Here is a 17,122-nt window from a genome sequence, read left to right on the forward strand (position 1 = left end):
TCGACGGCGGATCTGGCGATCAGAAGCGGCTGAGCCGGAAGGGGCGCGGATCCACGATCGGCGCGTCCCCGCTCACCAGATCCGCCGTCAGCCGCCCCGCCGCCGGGCCGATGCCAAAACCATGGCCGCTATAGCCGGTTGACACAAACAGGCCCGGGCGGGTCTGGACTTCGGAAATCACCGGCAGCTCGTCCGGGGTCACGTCGATCAGCCCGCCCCAGCTCTGGGTGACATCGGACTGTTTCAGAACCGGGAAGGCGTCCCGCGCCGCGGCCAGCGCCCGGCGCAGCGCCTTTTGCGAGGGCTCCGGGTCCAGGATACGGGTCTGTTCAAACGGGCTGCGATCCTGCGGGCCCCAAGGGCGATCATGTGCCATCTCGATCGTCCAGCGCCGCGACAGGCGGAAGCCGACCGCGTGCAGATCGCTCATCAGCGCGGGCAGGAAGCGATGCCCGATGCGAAACATATCCGGCACGATATCAAAGGTGTTCTCGCCACCCGCCGCAACGGTATAACCCCCATCGGCGCGTTTGCGGATTGAAAACCCGTTGGCCCAAAGCGCAGCCTCTGGCCCGCCTTCGACCGGAGACAGGCGCATGACCGAGTTGAGCACCTTGAGCTGTGGCAGGAAAATCCCCTCGTTGCGCAGGAACAGCCGCGACCAGGCGCCACCGGCCAGCACCACGGCGGTAGCCTTGACCCGGCCCTTTTCCGTGAACACACCACAGATGCGACCGGCCTCCACGTCCAGCGCACGCACCGCGCAGCCGGTCACGATGGCGGCGCCCTTGTCGCGCGCGGCGCCGGCGATTGCATTGGTGGCTGCCTGCGGCTCTGCCCGGCCATCCTGAGGCGTGTAATAGCCGGCGCGCAGACGGCGACCATAGCCGGGCATCAATGGCTCAAGCTCAGCGCCGGACAGCATATGGCCCGGAATGTCATAGGGTTTCAAATGCTCCGCCCAGCGCGCCAGCTGCGCTTCGCGCCGTTTGCTGCGGGCAGAAAACACGATGCCGGAGCGGGTAAAACCGGTGGCATAGCCGGTGCGCGCGTCCAGCCCGTCCCAGATTCGCAGCGCATGGGCCATCAGCTCCATTTCGCGCGGATCCCGCTGGGACATGCGCACCCAGCCCCAGTTGCGCGAACTCTGCTCGCCCGCGACCTGGCCCTTTTCGCACAGCAGCACGCTATGGCCGCGCTCCGCGAGTTCCAGAGCCGTGGACGCGCCAATGATCCCGCCGCCGATCACGACGACATCGACCGTTTGGGGAAGCACACGATCCGCATTGAACTGGGGCAGCTGAGGTCCAGGCATGCCCTCTTCTAGTCCGCGCGAATTTGGCGGGTCTAGTGGCGCGTGACACGAGCGGAGCAGTTCCCTTGGCCTGTGTTCTTCCGGCCTCAATCGCTGCCGGGAGGGCGGCGATTTTCGCGCCCCCTCGCCCGCCTTTCGCGGTGGTCAGCTCGGGTCGCGCCAGCGGTTCACGATCGGATAGCGACGATCCAGCCAGAACGCCCGCTTTGTCAGCCGCGCCCCGGGCGCCGATTGGAAGCGTTTGTATTCGCTGATATAAATCAGATGCTCCACACGCCGCGCCACGGCGGCGTCAAAGCCTGCGGCAACGCAATCGGCGATGGAGCCGTCCTGATCCACCAGAATATCCAGAATGGCGTCCAGCTCCGGGTAGTCCGGCAGGCTGTCGCTGTCCTTTTGATCCTCGCGCAATTCTGCACTTGGGGGCTTGTCAATCACGTTTGGACGCATCACCTCGCCCTCTGGGCCCATCATCCAGTCGCGATGATTGGCGTTGCGCCAGCGGCAGGTTTCAAAGACGCGGGTCTTGTACAGATCCTTGATCGGGTTATAGCCGCCGTTCATATCGCCGTAGATGGTGGCATAGCCCACCGCGACCTCGGATTTATTGCCGGTGGTCAGCAGCATCTCGCCGAATTTGTTCGACATCGCCATCAGCAACAGCCCCCGCAGGCGGGACTGGATGTTTTCCTCGGTGAGATCCGCGTCATAGCCCGCAAACAGCGGCGCAAGCGTGTTGGTGATCGCGTCGCGGCCCTCGGAAATCGGCACATAGTCGTAATGCACGCCCAGCGCCTTGGCGACCGCCTCGGCATCCTCCAGTGATTCCCTGGAGGTATATTCCGAGGGCAGCATCACGCAGCGCACATTCTCAGCCCCCAGGGCATCCACGGCAATCGCGGCCACCAGCGCCGAATCCACCCCGCCCGAAAGGCCCAGCAGCACCTTCTTGAAACCGGTCTTGCCCATATAGTCCCGCAGGGCGGTGACCATGGTGCGATAGTCCTGCTCCCAGGCATCCGGCAGATGCGCCTTTTCGCCCTCGACCACGCGCCAGCCCTCCGGCCCGCGCTCCAGATCAAGCTGGGTGATACATTCCTCAAACACCGGCATCTGCACCGCCAGCGCCCCATGCGGGTTCAGCGCAAATGTGCCGCCGTCAAAGACCTGATCGTCCTGACCGCCCACCATATTGAGATAGATCACCGGCAGGCCGGTCTCGACCGAGCGGGCCACCATGTGATTGTAACGGGTTTCCATCTTGCCGCGATAATAGGGCGAGCCATTGGGGATCAGCAGGAACTCCGCCCCGGTTTCCTCCAGCGTCTCGGCGACATCCTCGTGCCAGCCATCCTCGCAGATGGGGCTGCCGATGCGGGTCTCGCCCACCACATAGGGCCCGCCAAGGGGACCGGACGAAAAGATCCGCACCTCGTCAAACACGGTCTCGTTCGGCAGGTGATGTTTCAGACATTTGGAGGCGATTTTGCCGCCCTTCAGGATCAGATAGGCGTTATAAAGCTTGCCGCCCTCGACCCAGGGGCTGCCGATCGCCAGCGCCGGCCCATCCGCCAATTCAGCGGCCAGCGCCGTGACCTCGGCAATCGCCGCCGTGTGAAAGCCCGGCTTCATCACCAGATCCTGCGTGTTATAGCCGGTGATGAACATCTCTGGCAGCGCCACCAGATCGGCCCCGGCGGCCTTGCCCTCCTGCCAGGCGGCTTTTGCCTTGGCGGCATTGCCTGCCAGATCGCCCACCGTCGGGTTCAGCTGCGCCAGCGTGATGCGGAAACTATCGGCCATCTTGCGGGGTCCTCGAATACCTGTCGTCCCTAGCCATGTATCAGATCCCCGCCGAAGGAAAAGACCAGTGAGGCAAAACCGTTGCGGCAAAGCCACCAAGCGCATAGGTTCTGCTCAGGCCACCCACTTCCAGGCAGTGCTCCCACTCTCCAAGGCTACCGAGGTTTCCATGATCCGCATCGGCTCCACTTTCCTACTGACCTCCCTGCTGGCGCTAACGGCGGCGGGTGGGCTTTCGCCAGCGTTTGCACAAGCGGAGCAGGTGCTGACCACTCAGGATGAGATCGGCGGCGTCTATGAGGGCGAATTCCAGGGCGGGCTGCAACATGGGCAGGGCACCTACCGGCTGCCCAATGGCTACGAATATTCCGGCCAATGGGTCGAGGGCGAGATCCGTGGCCAGGGCGTTGCGCGTTTTCCCAATGGCTCGGTCTATGAGGGCGAATTCGTCAAGGGCAAGCCCGAGGGCCTCGGCAAGATCACCTTTGCCGATGGCGGCACCTATGAGGGGGAATGGCAAAATGGCGTGATCAACGGCCATGGCATCGCGATCTACGCCAATGGCGTGCGCTACGAGGGCGATTTCGTCAACGCCAAGCACCACGGCACCGGCACCATGCAGAACCCCGGCGGCTATCAATACGAGGGCGACTGGGTCGAGGGCCGCAAGGAAGGCCTCGGCAAGATCACCTACCCCAACGGCGCCACCTATCAGGGCGGCATCAAGGACGGCAAGCTCGACGGGCTTGGCACACTGGTGATGCCGGACGGGCTGAAATACGAAGGCGAATGGGCTGCTGACCAGATGAACGGCATGGGCACGCTGACCCAGCCCAACGGCGATGTCTATGAAGGCCCGCTGGTGAATGGCCGCCGCCAGGGCGAAGGCAAGCTGACCTATGCCAATGGCGATGTCTATGAGGGCATGTTCGAAGATGACCTGCGTCAGGGTCAGGGCACGTTCACCGGCACCGATGGCTATATCTACACCGGCCAGTGGCAGGCGGGCCAGATCGAGGGCACCGGCGAGGTCACCTATCCCGACGGCTCCGTCTATCAGGGCGAATTCCGCGATGACCTTGCGCATGGCGTCGGCAAGATCACCTACCCCGATGGCTCCTCCTATCAGGGCGCCTGGATTGCCGGCGTGATTGAGGGCGAAGGCATCGCCACCTATGCCAATGGCGTCACCTATGAGGGCGGCTTCAAGAACGCCAAGAACGACGGTCAGGGCATCATGACCTACCCGGATGGCTACCGCTATCAGGGCGGCTGGAAAGACGGGTTGCGCCATGGCGAGGCGACGGTGACCTATGCCGATGGCTCCACCTATGAGGGGCAGTTCGAGAACGGCCAGCGCCACGGCACCGGCAAGATCACCATGCCCGACGGCTTCACCTATGAGGGCGATTGGGCCGAAGGCAAGATCAATGGCCAGGGCGTGGCCACCTATGCCAATGGCGATGTCTATGAGGGCAGTTTTGTGAACTCCAAACGCCAGGGGCCGGGCACCATGCGCTATGCCTCCGGGCAGGAGGCCACGGGCACCTGGGCCAATGGCGCGCTGACCGGCACCGGCGGCAATGCTACATCCACGCCGGACGCGGCCACAGATGCCGCGCCGAGCGAATAAGCAAACCGAAATTCAAGCGAGCCTCCAAACCTATGGCCACCCTCGCCTATCTGGTGACCGGCGACGCCCCTCGGGCGCAGCAGGAACTCTCGTATAGCGTCTTGTCCGCGCTCAAATCCGGGCTGGAGGGCGTCGAGATCCTGTTGCTCTGCGATGCCGCGAACCGACGGCCCGACCTGCCGGTCACGCCTGTCGACGTGCCCCCCCGGCAGCTCTCTGATTGGACCCTGACCGGGCGCGCGCCCGCGCTGGCCCGGCTGCATGCGCTGGCCCACCTGCTGGATCAGACCGGCGCGCCGGTCTGTGTGATGGCAACGGACACGGCCTTCACGTCCAGCCCCCGCGCGCTCATTGAGCGCTGCGGCCCGGGTCAGATCCTGCTCCAGGATCGCGACGGCTGGGTCTCCACCCGGCCGGACTGGGCCACATGGGTTGATGCCTGCCAGGACAGCCAATTTGCGATAACGGATCAGGGTGCCGAGGTCTTTGACACAGGCGTGATTGGGGCCTCCCCGGCACAAATCGACATCATAAATCACGCAATTAATCTGGCATATAAGGTCGATAACAGCGATCCGCTTGATGATATCGAACAATTCTGCCTCAGCGCCGCGCTTCAGGCCAATCGCGACAATATCCGCTTTGCCGCTGATCTGGTAACCCGCTACAGAGGCTATATGCGCCATGTCTACCACGGTCGGTTTGATGTTATGTTTCCGCCCGGCGCGCCCGTCAACACCGCCCTTGCCCAGCGCTTGCCCGCGATCACCGAACCGCCCGCGCCAACGCTTCTGAGGCTAAAGGCAAAGGCCTATGCCCTGCGCCACGGGCTGGGGCGCGGCACCGCATTTGGCTATCTCGCCTATCTCTGCGCTTTTGCGGCCCCCACCAACGAGGGGCGCGATGTCTGGGCCAATATCGCCCTTGATATGCTGCAACACTCCTCTCGCGCCCCGGAAAAGCTGCAACAGGATTTCAAGAAGCTCGCCCCCGCCGCCCTGCCCGAGGCCGCGCTGAAACCCGCGACCCAGGCCCGCTGGCAGCAGTATTGGCAGGACGTGCTGGACTAACGCCACTCGCCAGTGCACTTTCACCTTTTCTTAAATATCCATCGACGCTTGCAGCCAGAAACCTGCTTTGCTGCAGCGCAGAGGATTTTGCCCCTTTCCATTCGCAACATGGCCTGTATAAATCGGCTCATGACCACGTACGCCGATATCCAGATTGCAGACGCTGCCAACCGCAGCGCGCTTTCGCGTGGCCTACTGCTCCTAATCCGCCTCTGAGCGTGCCATCCGGCGCGCCCGCTCAGAGGATGTGCATGCGCGCCATGGATTGGACCCCTTCCCCCGACCGCCGCAACAGACGTCCTCGGGGACCAGAGCAAGAAAGACATTAGATATGACCAGCGTTACCGACCAGGATCACGTATTGATCTTTGACACCACCCTGCGCGATGGCGAGCAGAGCCCCGGCGCAACCATGACCCATGACGAGAAGCTCGAAATCGCCGAGCTGCTCGATGATATGGGCGTCGATATTATCGAGGCCGGTTTTCCGATCGCCTCGGAGGGCGACTTCAAGGCCGTCAGCGAGATTGCCGAGCGGTCCAAGAACGCGGTGATCTGCGGCCTCGCCCGCGCCAATTTCAAGGATATCGACCGCTGCGCCGAGGCCGTGCGCAAATCTGCCCGCCCGCGCATCCATACCTTTATCGGCACCTCGCCGCTGCACCGCGCGATTCCCAACCTCACCCAGGACGAGATGGCAGAACGGATCCACGACACCGTGACCCATGCGCGCAACCTGGTGGACAATGTGCAATGGTCGCCGATGGATGCCACCCGCACCGAGTGGGATTACCTGTGCCGGGTGATCGAGATCGCCATCAAGGCGGGCGCAACCACCATCAACATTCCCGACACCGTCGGCTATACCGCCCCGCGCGAAAGCGCCGATCTGATCCGTCGCCTGATCGAAACCGTGCCCGGCGCCGATGAGGTGGTCTTTGCCACCCATTGCCACAACGACCTCGGCATGGCGACGGCGAACTCGCTGGCGGCGGTCGAGGCTGGTGCGCGCCAGATCGAATGCACCATCAACGGCCTGGGCGAGCGCGCAGGCAATACCGCCCTCGAAGAGGTGGTGATGGCCATGAAGGTGCGCAACGATATCATGCCCTTCCAGACCGGCATCGATACCCGCAAGATCATGCATATCTCGCGCCGCGTCGCGACCGTGTCCGGCTTTGCGGTGCAGTTCAACAAGGCGATCGTCGGCAAGAACGCCTTTGCCCACGAATCCGGCATCCACCAGGACGGCATGCTCAAGAACAAGGAAACCTTCGAGATCATGCGCCCCGAGGATGTCGGCCTCTCCGGCACCTCGCTGCCCCTCGGCAAACACTCCGGCCGCGCGGCGCTGCGCGACAAGCTCAACAACCTCGGCTTTGAGGTGGGCGACAACCAGCTCAAGGACATCTTTGTCCGCTTCAAGGAGCTGGCGGATCGCAAGAAAGAGGTCTTTGACGACGATATCATCGCCTTGATGCGCAGCAGTGGCGACGAGGACCATCACCTGCAACTGGTGTCGATGAAAGTGGTCTGCGGCACCGGCGGCCCCGCCGAAGCCACCGTGGAGATGGAAGTCGAAGGCAAGGACGTGACCGCAACCGCCGAGGGTGACGGCCCGGTCGATGCGGCCTTCAAGGCGATCCGCGCGATCCACCCCAATGATGCGCATCTCCAGCTCTATCAGGTGCATGCGGTCACCGAGGGCACCGACGCCCAGGCCACCGTCTCTGTCCGCCTCGAAGAAGACGGCGTCATCGCCACCGGCGAAAGCGCCAATACCGATACGGTGGTTGCCTCGGCGCTGGCCTATATCAGCGCGTTGAACCGGCTGATTGTACGCCGTGGCAAGGTTGGCAAAGGCGCCGATGCGCGCGAGATTTCCTATAAGGACGTCGAATAACCTCGACATATAGGCGCAATCACAAGCGGGGCGGGCTGTCACAGGCCCGCCCCGCTTTTCGTTTTGCTGCGCTGCGAAAGCTTCTCTTTACCATCATGTGGGATGCTGCCCGACAGACTTGAACACACTGGAACAGCACGCCTCACTCATGCTTCACACCCCGCCCCCTCAAGCCAGCCTGCCGCCGTTTTCTGCCGCCTTTGTGCAGTCCATGATACAGAACGGCCAATACGAGCAAGCGCTGCGCCATTTGCAACCCTATGTCGCCACCGGCCCCCCCACGCCAGAGGTGCTGGATGCGGTCTCGGGCTGCTACTGGGCGATGGGGCAAACCACCCGCGCGCTGGAGGTGCTCTCCGCGATGGCGGAGCTGTGGCCCGAGAATCCGGCCATCTGGGCCAAGCGCGCCGCGCGCCACCTGACGCTGGGCCACAAGCCAGAGGCCAAGGCGGGATTTCAGCGCGCCCTGGCTCTGCAACCCGGCCACCTGCCCATCTTGTTTGCCCTGAACCAGGTGGAGCGTTTTGCCCCCGACAGCGCCGAGGCCCGGCAGATGGAAACCCGCCTCTGCGACAGCGACATCAGCGCGGCCGACCGGGCCGGGCTGCATAATGCGCTTGGCCGGATCCTGGCCGCCTCCGCCCCGGCGCAAGCGCTGGCTCATTTTGTCAGCTCCAAGGCGCTGCAAAGCGGCGATTATGATCCCGCGGCCACGGATCGCAAGGTTGCGATCCTGCAAAAGGCATACGCCCGCCCCCTCCCCTTGCCGTCGGCCGAGGCGCAGGCCAGATCCCCCAGGGCCGTTTTTATCACCGGCTTGCCGCGGTCCGGCACCACCTTGCTGGAAACCATGCTCACCCAACATGAGGCAGTCGCCAGCGTCGGCGAAAGCCCGGCTCTCATTCAATCCCGCGCCAGCCTTCTTGCTGCCGCCGGGCTGTCGCCGGATACGTCGGACATGCATGAAACCCTGCCCGCAGAACTGCTGGCGCAAGGGCGGGCGCTTTATTTTCAGATGAACCAATCAAGGTTGACGCAACCAGCCCCGGTGATCATCGACAAGCTGCCCCAGAATATCTTTGAGCTCGGCTGGGCGGCTGACATCATGCCCGAGGCACGTTTTGTGTTCATGCTGCGCCATCCGCTCGACGTCGGGCTCTCGCTGCTGTCCAACACCTTCCATCGTGGGCACTATTACGCCCGCCGGATGGAGTGGATCGGCCACTACATTCGTGCCAATTACGCCGCCTGCGACGCGCTGCGCAGCGCCCTTGGCCCCCGGCTGCGGCTTCAGTCCTACCGCGCGCTTGTCGAACAACCACAGAGCCAGCTGTCTGCGCTTCTCGATCACCTGTCGCTGGACTGGCAAGAGGCCTGCCTGCGCCCCGAAGACAATGACAGGGAGGTTCGCACCGCCTCGATCACCCAGGTGTGCGAAGGTATCAACCGGTCCGGGCTCGACAAATGGCGCCCCTTTGAACCGGGGCTGGCCCCGATGATCGAGGCGCTCGGCGGCTGGCAATGGATCCGCGCGTGGGAGCAGCGCGACGCCGAGGCCGCTGCCCAGTAACACTACGCCAAGGCCCGCGTCGGCCTCCGCGCCGCGTCAGCGGCGCCGGGCCCAAGGCTTTGTCTTGGATCTTTGATCCGGGGCAAAGGCGCGGGAGCCTCCCCCTCGCTGGCATTCCCTGTCTAGCGCAGGCTGGCAAACCGTGCCGCAAGCTGCGCGGCCTCCGCGTCAAACCCATAGGGCGCGTTGACGACAAAGAGACCCGATCCCACCATGCGATGCCCCTCGCGCGCTGGCGGAAAGCGCACCTCATGCCGCACCGCGCCGGGCAGCGCCTGACGTTCCAGCGCCGCCAGCATGGGGCGATGCGGGGCCTCCGTCAGGATCGGATACCACAGGGCAATCACACCCACGTTCCATTTGCGGTGGATATTGCCGATAATGCCGGGAATGCGGCTGTAATCAGATTTGATTTCATAGCTGGGATCAATCAGCAGCAGCCCCCGGCGCGGCTCTGGTGGAGCCAGCGACAGGGCCATTTCAAACCCGTCCTGCACATGCACCTTGGCGCCCCGGCCTGCCATCGCCGCCCGCAACGCCTGTGCCTCCTGCGGGTGCAGCTCTGCCAGATGCTGCTTGTCCCCCTTGCGCAAAAGCTCCGACGCCACACGGGGCGAGCCGGGATAGCGCCCCGCACCCTCTGCGGCTGTCACGGCGTCCAGCACCTGCCGGTAGGGGTGATCGGCACCGAACCAGTCGCGGGCGATCTCAATGCCCTTGGCCGCTTCTCCGGTCTTGATCGCCTCGGCGGAGGAGAGATCATACAGCGCCCGCCCCGCATGGGTTTCCAGATAGCACAGCGGTTTATCCTTGCGGGTCATATAGTTCAGCACCCAGGCCAGAAGGGCATGTTTGTGAACATCGGCCAGATTGCCCGCGTGATAGATATGTTGATAGGACAGCATGCTTCCCCCTTAGCGCCAATTTCATCGGCGTGAAAGACCGCTCTCTAAACGAAATCTCAACTCCGATCCGGCAGTCTGACAACTGAACACGCCCGCAGAAGCAGGTCCAGATGTCCCTCAGAACGAGCCCAACCCCCGGTGCGCTGCTCGCACCCTTGCTGCTATCCCTCGCCTGGACCACGCCGGTGCTGTCCAATTCCGGTGGCTATTCCCTGGTCGGCGATGGCGGATTCTTCATGCGCACCTCTGTCCCCGCAGCGCCGACTGCCGATTTACTGGGGGATGACGACACCGGCCATGGCGCAGTGTCGCTGAACCCGCAGGCCGCCAGCCTGTTTCGCGGCCGCAGCAGCGGCAGCCTCTTTGCCACCCCCCCGGCGGTTGGCATCGACGTGGCCGAAATCATGAATGTCATCGCCAGCGCCGAGGCCGGTCGCGCCGATTATGATGCGGTGCAACATGGCGCCAAGATCAAACCGCCCGCCGACCCGACCCGCATGACACTGGGCGAAATCTATGGCTGGATCGAGGCCACGCCGGGCCAGCCCCATGCGATCGGCCGCTATCAGTTCATCCCGGCCACCCTGAAACGCCTTGCCAGCAACCAGCAGGTGCCGCTTGGCCGCCGCTTCTCTCCTGCCTTGCAGGATCAACTGGCCCATCAGCTGATCGAAGAGGCCGGCCTCTCCGCCTATAAGGCGGGCGAGATGACGCAGACTGCATTCATGAACAACCTGGCCAAGATCTGGGCCGGGCTGCCGACCTCCAGCGGCAAATCCTATTACCACAATTACGCAGGCAACCGCGCCACTGTGACCTGGGCCAGCTTCAAGGCGCAGATGGACGAGATCTTTTCCGGCTGACGCGCTTTGGCCTCCGCGCCGCGCCGTTCCCGGGTCTGAGCAGCCAAATATGGGGCTCCACCGGCGAAAAGACGCTAGGGGAGCCGATTCCTCCCTTTCACGGCAGGGCTGCGCTGCTTATAAGATCAAGATCTGCGACCCGGCGAGAGAGTCGCGGTCAGATAAATGCAGAACTCACAGGATCCCACTTATATGGCGCTCTTCGGAAATCTCGGCGGTCTGTTTACCTCGGACATGGCCATTGACCTCGGCACGGCAAACACGCTGGTTTACGTCAAGGGCCGAGGCATTATCCTGTCCGAGCCTTCCGTGGTCGCCTATCACGTCAAGGATGGCGTGAAAAAAGTGCTCGCGGTTGGCGAAGACGCCAAGCTGATGCTGGGCCGGACCCCCGGTTCGATCGAGGCGATCCGCCCGATGCGCGAAGGGGTGACTGCCGATTTTGACACCGCCGAAGAGATGATCAAACATTTCATCCGCAAGGTGCACAAGCGCTCCACCTTCTCCAAGCCCAAAGTCATCGTCTGCGTGCCCCATGGCGCCACCCCGGTGGAAAAACGCGCGATCCGCTCTTCGGTGCTGGCCGCCGGAGCCCGCCGGGCTGGCCTGATCGCGGAACCCATCGCGGCCGCCATTGGTGCGGGCATGCCGATCACCGACCCGACCGGCAACATGGTTGTCGACATCGGCGGCGGCACCACCGAGGTCGCGGTTCTGTCGCTGGGCGATATCGTCTATGCGCGTTCGGTCCGCGTTGGTGGGGACCGTATGGACGAGGCGATCATTTCCTACCTGCGCCGCCAGCAGAACCTGTTGATCGGTGAGGCCACCGCAGAGCGGATCAAGACCTCCATCGGCACCGCCCGCATGCCCGATGATGGCCGTGGCCAGTCGATGCAGATCCGTGGCCGCGACCTGTTGAACGGCGTGCCGAAGGAGATCGAGATTTCCCAGGCGCAGGTCGCCGAAGCCCTGGCCGAGCCGGTGCAACAGATCTGCGAGGCAGTGATGACCGCGCTGGAAACCACGCCGCCGGATCTGGCCGCGGATATCGTTGACCGGGGCGTCATGCTCACCGGTGGTGGCGCGCTGCTGGGCGATCTGGATCTGGCGCTGCGCGAACAGACCGGGCTTGCCGTTTCCATCGCGGACGAGAGCCTGAACTGCGTGGCTCTTGGCACCGGCAAGGCGCTGGAATACGAAAAGCAGCTGCGCCACGCGATCGATTACGAGAGCTGATACCTGTCGCCCTGATCGGGCGCGCCCTTGCGCGTCCTCGCGGCTGAAAGGAGAGCCTTGGCCAAAGACCGGTCCCAGCGAGAAGATTATGCCGGCCCGCTCAAGCGATTGCTTGTCGGGCTTTTGGCGCTGATCCTCGCGGTTGTCTTTCTGATCTGGCGCATCGACAGCCCCCGGGTCGAACGCTTTCGCGCCCAGGTGGTGGATGCGGTGGTGCCCAATATGCAATGGGCGATGGTGCCGGTCACCGGCACAATCAACCTGCTGCGAGATTTTCAAAGCTACCAGCGCCTCTCTGAGCAGAACCAGCAGCTGCGTTCCGAACTGCGCCAGATGCGCGCCTGGAAAGAAGCCGCCTTGCAGCTGGAGCAGGAAAACGCCCGCTTGCTGGACCTCAATAATGTGCGCCTGGATCCCAAGCTCACCTATGTGACCGGCGTGGTGATGGCCGATAGCGGCTCACCCTTTCGCCAGTCGGTGTTGCTGAACGTCGGCGCGCGGGACGGCATACAGGACGGCTGGGCCGCGATGGATGGGATCGGCCTTGTCGGGCGGATTTCCGGCACCGGGCGGGAGACCGCGCGGGTGATCCTGCTGACCGATGCCGCCAGCGCGGTTCCGGCGACGCTGCAACCCTCTGGCCAAAGCGCGCTGGTCAGCGGTGACAACACCGCCGCGCCACTGCTGAATTTCGTTGAAAACCCGGAGCTTGTGCGCCCGGGTGACCGGGTTGTGACCTCCGGCGACGGGCATGTGTTCCCCTCTGGCCTGCTGATCGGCCAGGTGGCGCAGGACCGCGCCGGGCGGCTGCGCGTGCGTCTGTCCGCCGATTATGAGCGGCTGGAATTCCTGCGCGTCCTGCGCCATCAGGGCAGCATTCCGATCACCGATCCCGGTGCCCTGATCGCGCCGATGCCCGATGACATGCTGCCCCCGCCCCGGCCCGATTCGCTAGGCGGTGAAAGCGGCCCCGCCGAAACGGCCAGTGAGGCCGAAAATGGCTAGGACCACCCCGGCCGGTATCTGGTTCATGCGCGCCGTCTTTGTCGCGCAGGCGCTGGTGATCGTGTTCTTTCTGCTGCTGCCGCTGGACACCCTGCCCCGCCGCTGGAGCCCGCCGGACCTGTTGTTCGCAACCGCCCTGGCCTGGTCGCTCCGCCGCCCCGATTTTGTGCCGCCGCTGTTGATCGCCTTGGTGATGTTCTTTGCCGATCTGATGCTGCAACGCCCGCCCGGCCTCTGGGCGCTTCTGGTGCTTTTGGCCTGCGAGTTCCTGAAATCCCGCATGCCCGCAAGCCGCGAAACCCCGTTTCTGGGCGAATGGTCTGCGGTCGCCGTGGTGATCATCGGCGCAGGGCTGCTCAATCGCGTAATTTTGAGCGTGCTGGCAGTGGAACAGGGGCATATTGCTCTGGTACTGCTCCAGATTATCGTGACAATCGTGACCTACCCGATCGTCGTGGCGCTGAGCCAGAGCCTGTTTGGCGTGCGCCGCCTGTCACCGGCCGACGCAGAAAGCCTGGGAGCCCGTCATTGAAACGCACCCCGAAGGACCAAGACAGCAGCCACCGCAAGCTGACCCGCCGCACGCTGCTGCTCGGCGGGCTGCAACTGGGCTTTGCCGGGGCGCTGGCCGCGCGCATGCGGTTCTTGCAGGTGGATCAGGCCGATCAGTTCCGCCTGCTGGCCGAGGAAAACCGGATCAACATCCGCCTGATCGCCCCCAACCGGGGCGAGATATTCGACCGCAATGGCGTGATTATCGCCCAGAACACCCCGTCGTACCGCATCGTGATGGTGCCGGAGGACGCGGGCGATGTGGAGCGGGTCATCGCCAATCTGAACCGGCTTATGCCGCTGGATGAAGAAGACCTGGAGCGCGCCCATACCGAGATGCGCCGCTCGCCGCCCTTCCTGCCAATTACCCTGGTCGACCAGATTTCCTGGGATGATATATCCAAGGTCGCGGTGAACGCCCCCGCCCTGCCCGGCATCACCCCCGAGGTCGGCCTTGCGCGCGTCTATCCGCTGGGCGGTGATTTTGCCCATGTGGTGGGCTATGTCGGGCCAGTCTCCGATTATGATCTCTCCAAGATCGAGGACCCGGAGCCGGTGCTGCGCATCCCGCGCTTCCAGATCGGCAAGGTCGGCTTTGAGGCCAAGCAGGAAAAGGTGCTGCGTGGGGCCGCCGGGGCCAAACGGGTCGAGGTCAACGCCATGGGCCGCGTCATGCGAGAGCTGGACCGGCGCGAAGGCGAGGCAGGCGCCGACATGCAGTTGACGCTGGATGCGGAGCTGCAAAGCTACGTGCAGGCGCGCCTCGGACAGGAAAGCGCTGCCGCCGTGATCCTGGATGTGGAAAACGGCGATCTGCGCGCCATTTGCTCCAGCCCCAGTTTTGACCCCAACCTGTTTGTCCGCGGGATCTCGGTCGCCGATTATCGCAGCCTGACCGAAGACCCCTATCGCCCGCTGGCCGACAAGACCGTGCAGGGCACCTATCCGCCCGGCTCGACCTTCAAGATGGTGACGGCGCTCGCGGGGCTGGAAAACGGGGTCGTCTCCCCCGAGGAAACCGCCTGGTGCCCAGGTCACCTGGAGGTCTCCGGGCGGCGTTTCCACTGCTGGAAACGCGCCGGGCACGGCCATGTTGACCTGTTGAAATCGCTCGAACAATCCTGCGACGTCTATTACTACGACCTCGCCATCAAAGTCGGGATCGACAAGATTTCAGAGATGGCAAACAAGCTGGGGCTGGGCATTCGCCACGACCTGCCGATGTCGGCGGTCGCGGCCGGGCTGGCCCCCAACCGGGAGTGGAAATCCCGCGTCCATGGTCAGGAGTGGCTGGTCGGCGATACCGTCAACGCCTCGATCGGTCAGGGCTATATCCTGGCCTCGCCCCTGCAGCTTGCGGTGATGTGCGGCCGGATCGCCTCCGGGCGCAGCGTCACGCCACGCCTGATCAAGTCGATTGACGGCGTCGAGGAACCCTCCGGCGCGGGCGAGCCGCTGGATATTTCCGAGGCTCATCTGCGCGATGTCCGCAAGGCCATGTATGCGGTCAGCAACAACCGGCGCGGCACCGGCTATCGTTCACGCATCATCGCCGATGGTGTGCGCATGGCCGGGAAAAGCGGCACCAGCCAGGTCCGCAACATCACGGCAGCCGAGCGCGCCGCCGGGGTGATCAGCAACCGGGATCTGCCCTGGGAGCGCCGCGACCATGCGCTCTATGTCTGTTTTGCCCCCTTCGACAAACCCAAATACGCGGTTGCGGTGGTGGTGGAACACGGCGGCGGCGGCTCCTCCGTCGCGGCCCCCATCGCGCGGGATGTGCTTTTGCAGGCGCTTTACAACGGCACCCCGCCGCTGGAGGCCTACCCCGCCGGGGATCGCCGCAAGATCGAAGCCCAGCAGGAGCGGCTGGAACGCGAGCGGCTGAAACGCAGACAAGAGAGCGGGAATGACCAGGCATGAGCTATCTTGAGTATCACGCCAAATCGACCCCAACCGGCCTGCGCAAGATCCTCTATCTGAACTGGCCATTGGTGCTCTTGCTTGCAGCGGCGGCCAGCGTCGGTTTTTTGATGCTCTATTCGGTGGCGGGCGGCTCCATCTCGCCCTGGCTCGAACCACAGCTCAAACGGTTTCTTCTTGGCATCGGCGTCATGCTTGCGGTGGCCATGGTGCCGATCTGGTTCTGGCGCAATATCTCGGTGCTGGCCTATTCCACCGCGCTTCTGCTCTTGCTCGCGGTGGAGCTCTTTGGCTCCGTCGGGATGGGCGCGCAACGCTGGATCGAGCTTGGCCCGGTGCGTCTGCAACCCTCGGAGCTGATGAAGATCACCCTGGTGATGATGCTGGCCGCCTATTACGATTGGCTGCCGGCCAATCGCACCTCGCAGCCGCTCTTTGTGTTTCTGCCGGTGCTGCTGATCCTGGTGCCGACCTTTCTGGTGCTCAAACAGCCGGACCTTGGCACCTCGATCCTGCTGCTGGCCGCCGGCGGTGGCGTGATGTTCATTGCCGGGGTTCACTGGGCCTATTTCGTTGCGGTGATCAGCGCCGCCGTCGGGCTGGTCGTCACCGTGTTTGAGAGCCGCGGCACCCCCTGGCAGCTGATCAAGGACTATCAGTTCCGCCGGATCGACACCTTCCTTGACCCCTCGCAGGATCCGCTGGGGGCGGGCTATCACATCACCCAGTCGAAAATCGCCCTGGGCTCCGGCGGCTGGTCCGGGCGCGGCTTCATGCAGGGCACCCAGTCGCGGCTGAACTTCCTGCCGGAAAAACACACCGATTTCATCTTTACCACCCTGGCCGAAGAGTTCGGTTTTGTCGGCGGCATGACGCTCCTGTCGATCTATGTGCTGATCATCGTGTTCTGCGTCGCCACCGCGATTTCCACCAAGGATCGGTTCTCTTCGCTTGTAACCCTTGGGATCGCGCTCAATTTCTTCCTGTTCTTTGCGGTCAATATGTCGATGGTGATGGGCCTCGCCCCGGTTGTCGGCGTGCCGCTGCCCCTGGTGTCTTATGGCGGCTCGGCGATGCTGGTGCTGCTCGCCGCCTTTGGCATCATCCAGAGCGCAAACGTCCACCGCCCGCGCTGATCGCCCGCCTCCCACGCCCGACAAACGGAGCCCAAGCCCGATGATCAATGTCCTCTTCGCCGCCCATCCCGACCGCTGGGACACCTACGAGAGCCCGCTCAAGGATGCTTTTGCCGATGCCGGGCTCACGGTGGATCTGCGTCAGGATTTTGCACCGGAAGAGGTGGATTATATCGTCTATGCGCCCAATTCCCCGGTGCAGGAT

Annotated in this window: 13 protein-coding genes and 1 pseudogene; 11 read left to right on the top strand and 3 right to left on the bottom strand. The window is 63.7% G+C overall.

The window, feature by feature from the left end:
- Nucleotides 1-19: 19 nt before the first annotated feature.
- A complete protein-coding gene (locus HCZ87_RS09535; RefSeq protein WP_167643525.1) occupies nucleotides 20-1,315 on the bottom strand; it encodes an FAD-binding oxidoreductase in 1,296 nt (431 codons plus the stop codon).
- Between the two features lie 144 nt (nucleotides 1,316-1,459).
- On the bottom strand, nucleotides 1,460-3,118 hold the full coding sequence (locus tag HCZ87_RS09540) for an NAD+ synthase (RefSeq protein WP_167643526.1): 1,659 nt from the start codon (nucleotides 3,116-3,118) through the stop codon (nucleotides 1,460-1,462).
- A gap of 169 nt (nucleotides 3,119-3,287) precedes the next feature.
- Between HCZ87_RS09540 and HCZ87_RS09545 the strand changes: the two genes are divergently transcribed.
- The 4 genes from HCZ87_RS09545 (at nucleotide 3,288) to HCZ87_RS09560 (ending at nucleotide 9,294) form a co-directional block, all read left to right on the top strand.
- Nucleotides 3,288-4,751, top strand: a complete 1,464-nt coding sequence (locus tag HCZ87_RS09545) for an MORN repeat-containing protein (RefSeq protein WP_167643527.1) — start codon at nucleotides 3,288-3,290, stop codon at nucleotides 4,749-4,751.
- A gap of 32 nt (nucleotides 4,752-4,783) precedes the next feature.
- Entirely contained in the window at nucleotides 4,784-5,821 is a 1,038-nt protein-coding gene (locus tag HCZ87_RS09550) for a hypothetical protein (protein ID WP_167643528.1), read from the top strand.
- A gap of 331 nt (nucleotides 5,822-6,152) precedes the next feature.
- On the top strand, nucleotides 6,153-7,724 hold the full coding sequence (locus HCZ87_RS09555) for a 2-isopropylmalate synthase (protein ID WP_167643529.1): 1,572 nt from the start codon (nucleotides 6,153-6,155) through the stop codon (nucleotides 7,722-7,724).
- A gap of 148 nt (nucleotides 7,725-7,872) precedes the next feature.
- Nucleotides 7,873-9,294 carry a sulfotransferase gene (locus HCZ87_RS09560; protein WP_167643530.1) on the top strand — a complete coding sequence of 474 codons (1,422 nt, stop codon included), beginning with the start codon at nucleotides 7,873-7,875 and terminating at the stop codon, nucleotides 9,292-9,294.
- 122 nt (nucleotides 9,295-9,416) lie between these two features.
- Here the strand turns inward: HCZ87_RS09560 and HCZ87_RS09565 are convergent, their stop codons facing one another.
- Nucleotides 9,417-10,199 carry a 23S rRNA (adenine(2030)-N(6))-methyltransferase RlmJ gene (locus HCZ87_RS09565; RefSeq protein ID WP_167643531.1) on the bottom strand — a complete coding sequence of 261 codons (783 nt, stop codon included), beginning with the start codon at nucleotides 10,197-10,199 and terminating at the stop codon, nucleotides 9,417-9,419.
- A gap of 110 nt (nucleotides 10,200-10,309) precedes the next feature.
- Between HCZ87_RS09565 and HCZ87_RS09570 the strand changes: the two genes are divergently transcribed.
- The 7 genes and pseudogenes from HCZ87_RS09570 to HCZ87_RS21010 form a co-directional block, all read left to right on the top strand.
- Nucleotides 10,310-11,062, top strand: coding sequence for a glycoside hydrolase family 104 protein (locus HCZ87_RS09570; protein WP_167643532.1), 753 nt, complete (start codon nucleotides 10,310-10,312; stop codon nucleotides 11,060-11,062).
- A 192-nt stretch (nucleotides 11,063-11,254) separates the two neighbouring features.
- The gene (locus HCZ87_RS09575; protein WP_167643533.1) at nucleotides 11,255-12,301 is read left to right on the top strand and encodes a rod shape-determining protein; all 1,047 of its coding nucleotides are present in this window, start codon (nucleotides 11,255-11,257) and stop codon (nucleotides 12,299-12,301) included.
- Between the two features lie 57 nt (nucleotides 12,302-12,358).
- Nucleotides 12,359-13,306: a rod shape-determining protein MreC gene (gene mreC / locus HCZ87_RS09580; RefSeq protein ID WP_167643534.1), complete on the top strand. Its 948-nt coding sequence runs from the start codon at nucleotides 12,359-12,361 to the stop codon at nucleotides 13,304-13,306.
- Nucleotides 13,299-13,838 carry a rod shape-determining protein MreD gene (locus tag HCZ87_RS09585; protein ID WP_167643535.1) on the top strand — a complete coding sequence of 180 codons (540 nt, stop codon included), beginning with the start codon at nucleotides 13,299-13,301 and terminating at the stop codon, nucleotides 13,836-13,838. Before mreC ends, HCZ87_RS09585 begins: the two co-directional genes overlap by 8 nt.
- Nucleotides 13,835-15,781, top strand: coding sequence for a penicillin-binding protein 2 (gene mrdA / locus HCZ87_RS09590; protein ID WP_167643536.1), 1,947 nt, complete (start codon nucleotides 13,835-13,837; stop codon nucleotides 15,779-15,781). The genes HCZ87_RS09585 and mrdA overlap by 4 nt, the downstream gene beginning before the upstream one ends.
- Nucleotides 15,778-16,917, top strand: coding sequence for a rod shape-determining protein RodA (gene rodA, locus HCZ87_RS09595; RefSeq protein ID WP_167643537.1), 1,140 nt, complete (start codon nucleotides 15,778-15,780; stop codon nucleotides 16,915-16,917). The genes mrdA and rodA overlap by 4 nt, the downstream gene beginning before the upstream one ends.
- A 40-nt stretch (nucleotides 16,918-16,957) precedes the next feature.
- Nucleotides 16,958-17,122: pseudogene (locus tag HCZ87_RS21010) on the top strand (glyoxylate/hydroxypyruvate reductase A); the annotation flags it as partial.

The organism is Phaeobacter sp. HF9A (assembly GCF_011806385.1).
In the GTDB taxonomy this organism is placed as follows: domain Bacteria; phylum Pseudomonadota; class Alphaproteobacteria; order Rhodobacterales; family Rhodobacteraceae; genus Epibacterium.

Coding starts and splice junctions, on each gene's coding strand:
- HCZ87_RS09535 (WP_167643525.1), bottom strand. CDS start 1,315: ATGCCTGGACCTCAGCTGCCCCAGTTCAATGCGGATCGTGTGCTTCCC.
- HCZ87_RS09540 (WP_167643526.1), bottom strand. CDS start 3,118: ATGGCCGATAGTTTCCGCATCACGCTGGCGCAGCTGAACCCGACGGTG.
- HCZ87_RS09545 (WP_167643527.1), top strand. CDS start 3,288: ATGATCCGCATCGGCTCCACTTTCCTACTGACCTCCCTGCTGGCGCTA.
- HCZ87_RS09550 (WP_167643528.1), top strand. CDS start 4,784: ATGGCCACCCTCGCCTATCTGGTGACCGGCGACGCCCCTCGGGCGCAG.
- HCZ87_RS09555 (WP_167643529.1), top strand. CDS start 6,153: ATGACCAGCGTTACCGACCAGGATCACGTATTGATCTTTGACACCACC.
- HCZ87_RS09560 (WP_167643530.1), top strand. CDS start 7,873: ATGCTTCACACCCCGCCCCCTCAAGCCAGCCTGCCGCCGTTTTCTGCC.
- HCZ87_RS09565 (WP_167643531.1), bottom strand. CDS start 10,199: ATGCTGTCCTATCAACATATCTATCACGCGGGCAATCTGGCCGATGTT.
- HCZ87_RS09570 (WP_167643532.1), top strand. CDS start 10,310: ATGTCCCTCAGAACGAGCCCAACCCCCGGTGCGCTGCTCGCACCCTTG.
- HCZ87_RS09575 (WP_167643533.1), top strand. CDS start 11,255: ATGGCGCTCTTCGGAAATCTCGGCGGTCTGTTTACCTCGGACATGGCC.
- HCZ87_RS09585 (WP_167643535.1), top strand. CDS start 13,299: ATGGCTAGGACCACCCCGGCCGGTATCTGGTTCATGCGCGCCGTCTTT.
- rodA (WP_167643537.1), top strand. CDS start 15,778: ATGAGCTATCTTGAGTATCACGCCAAATCGACCCCAACCGGCCTGCGC.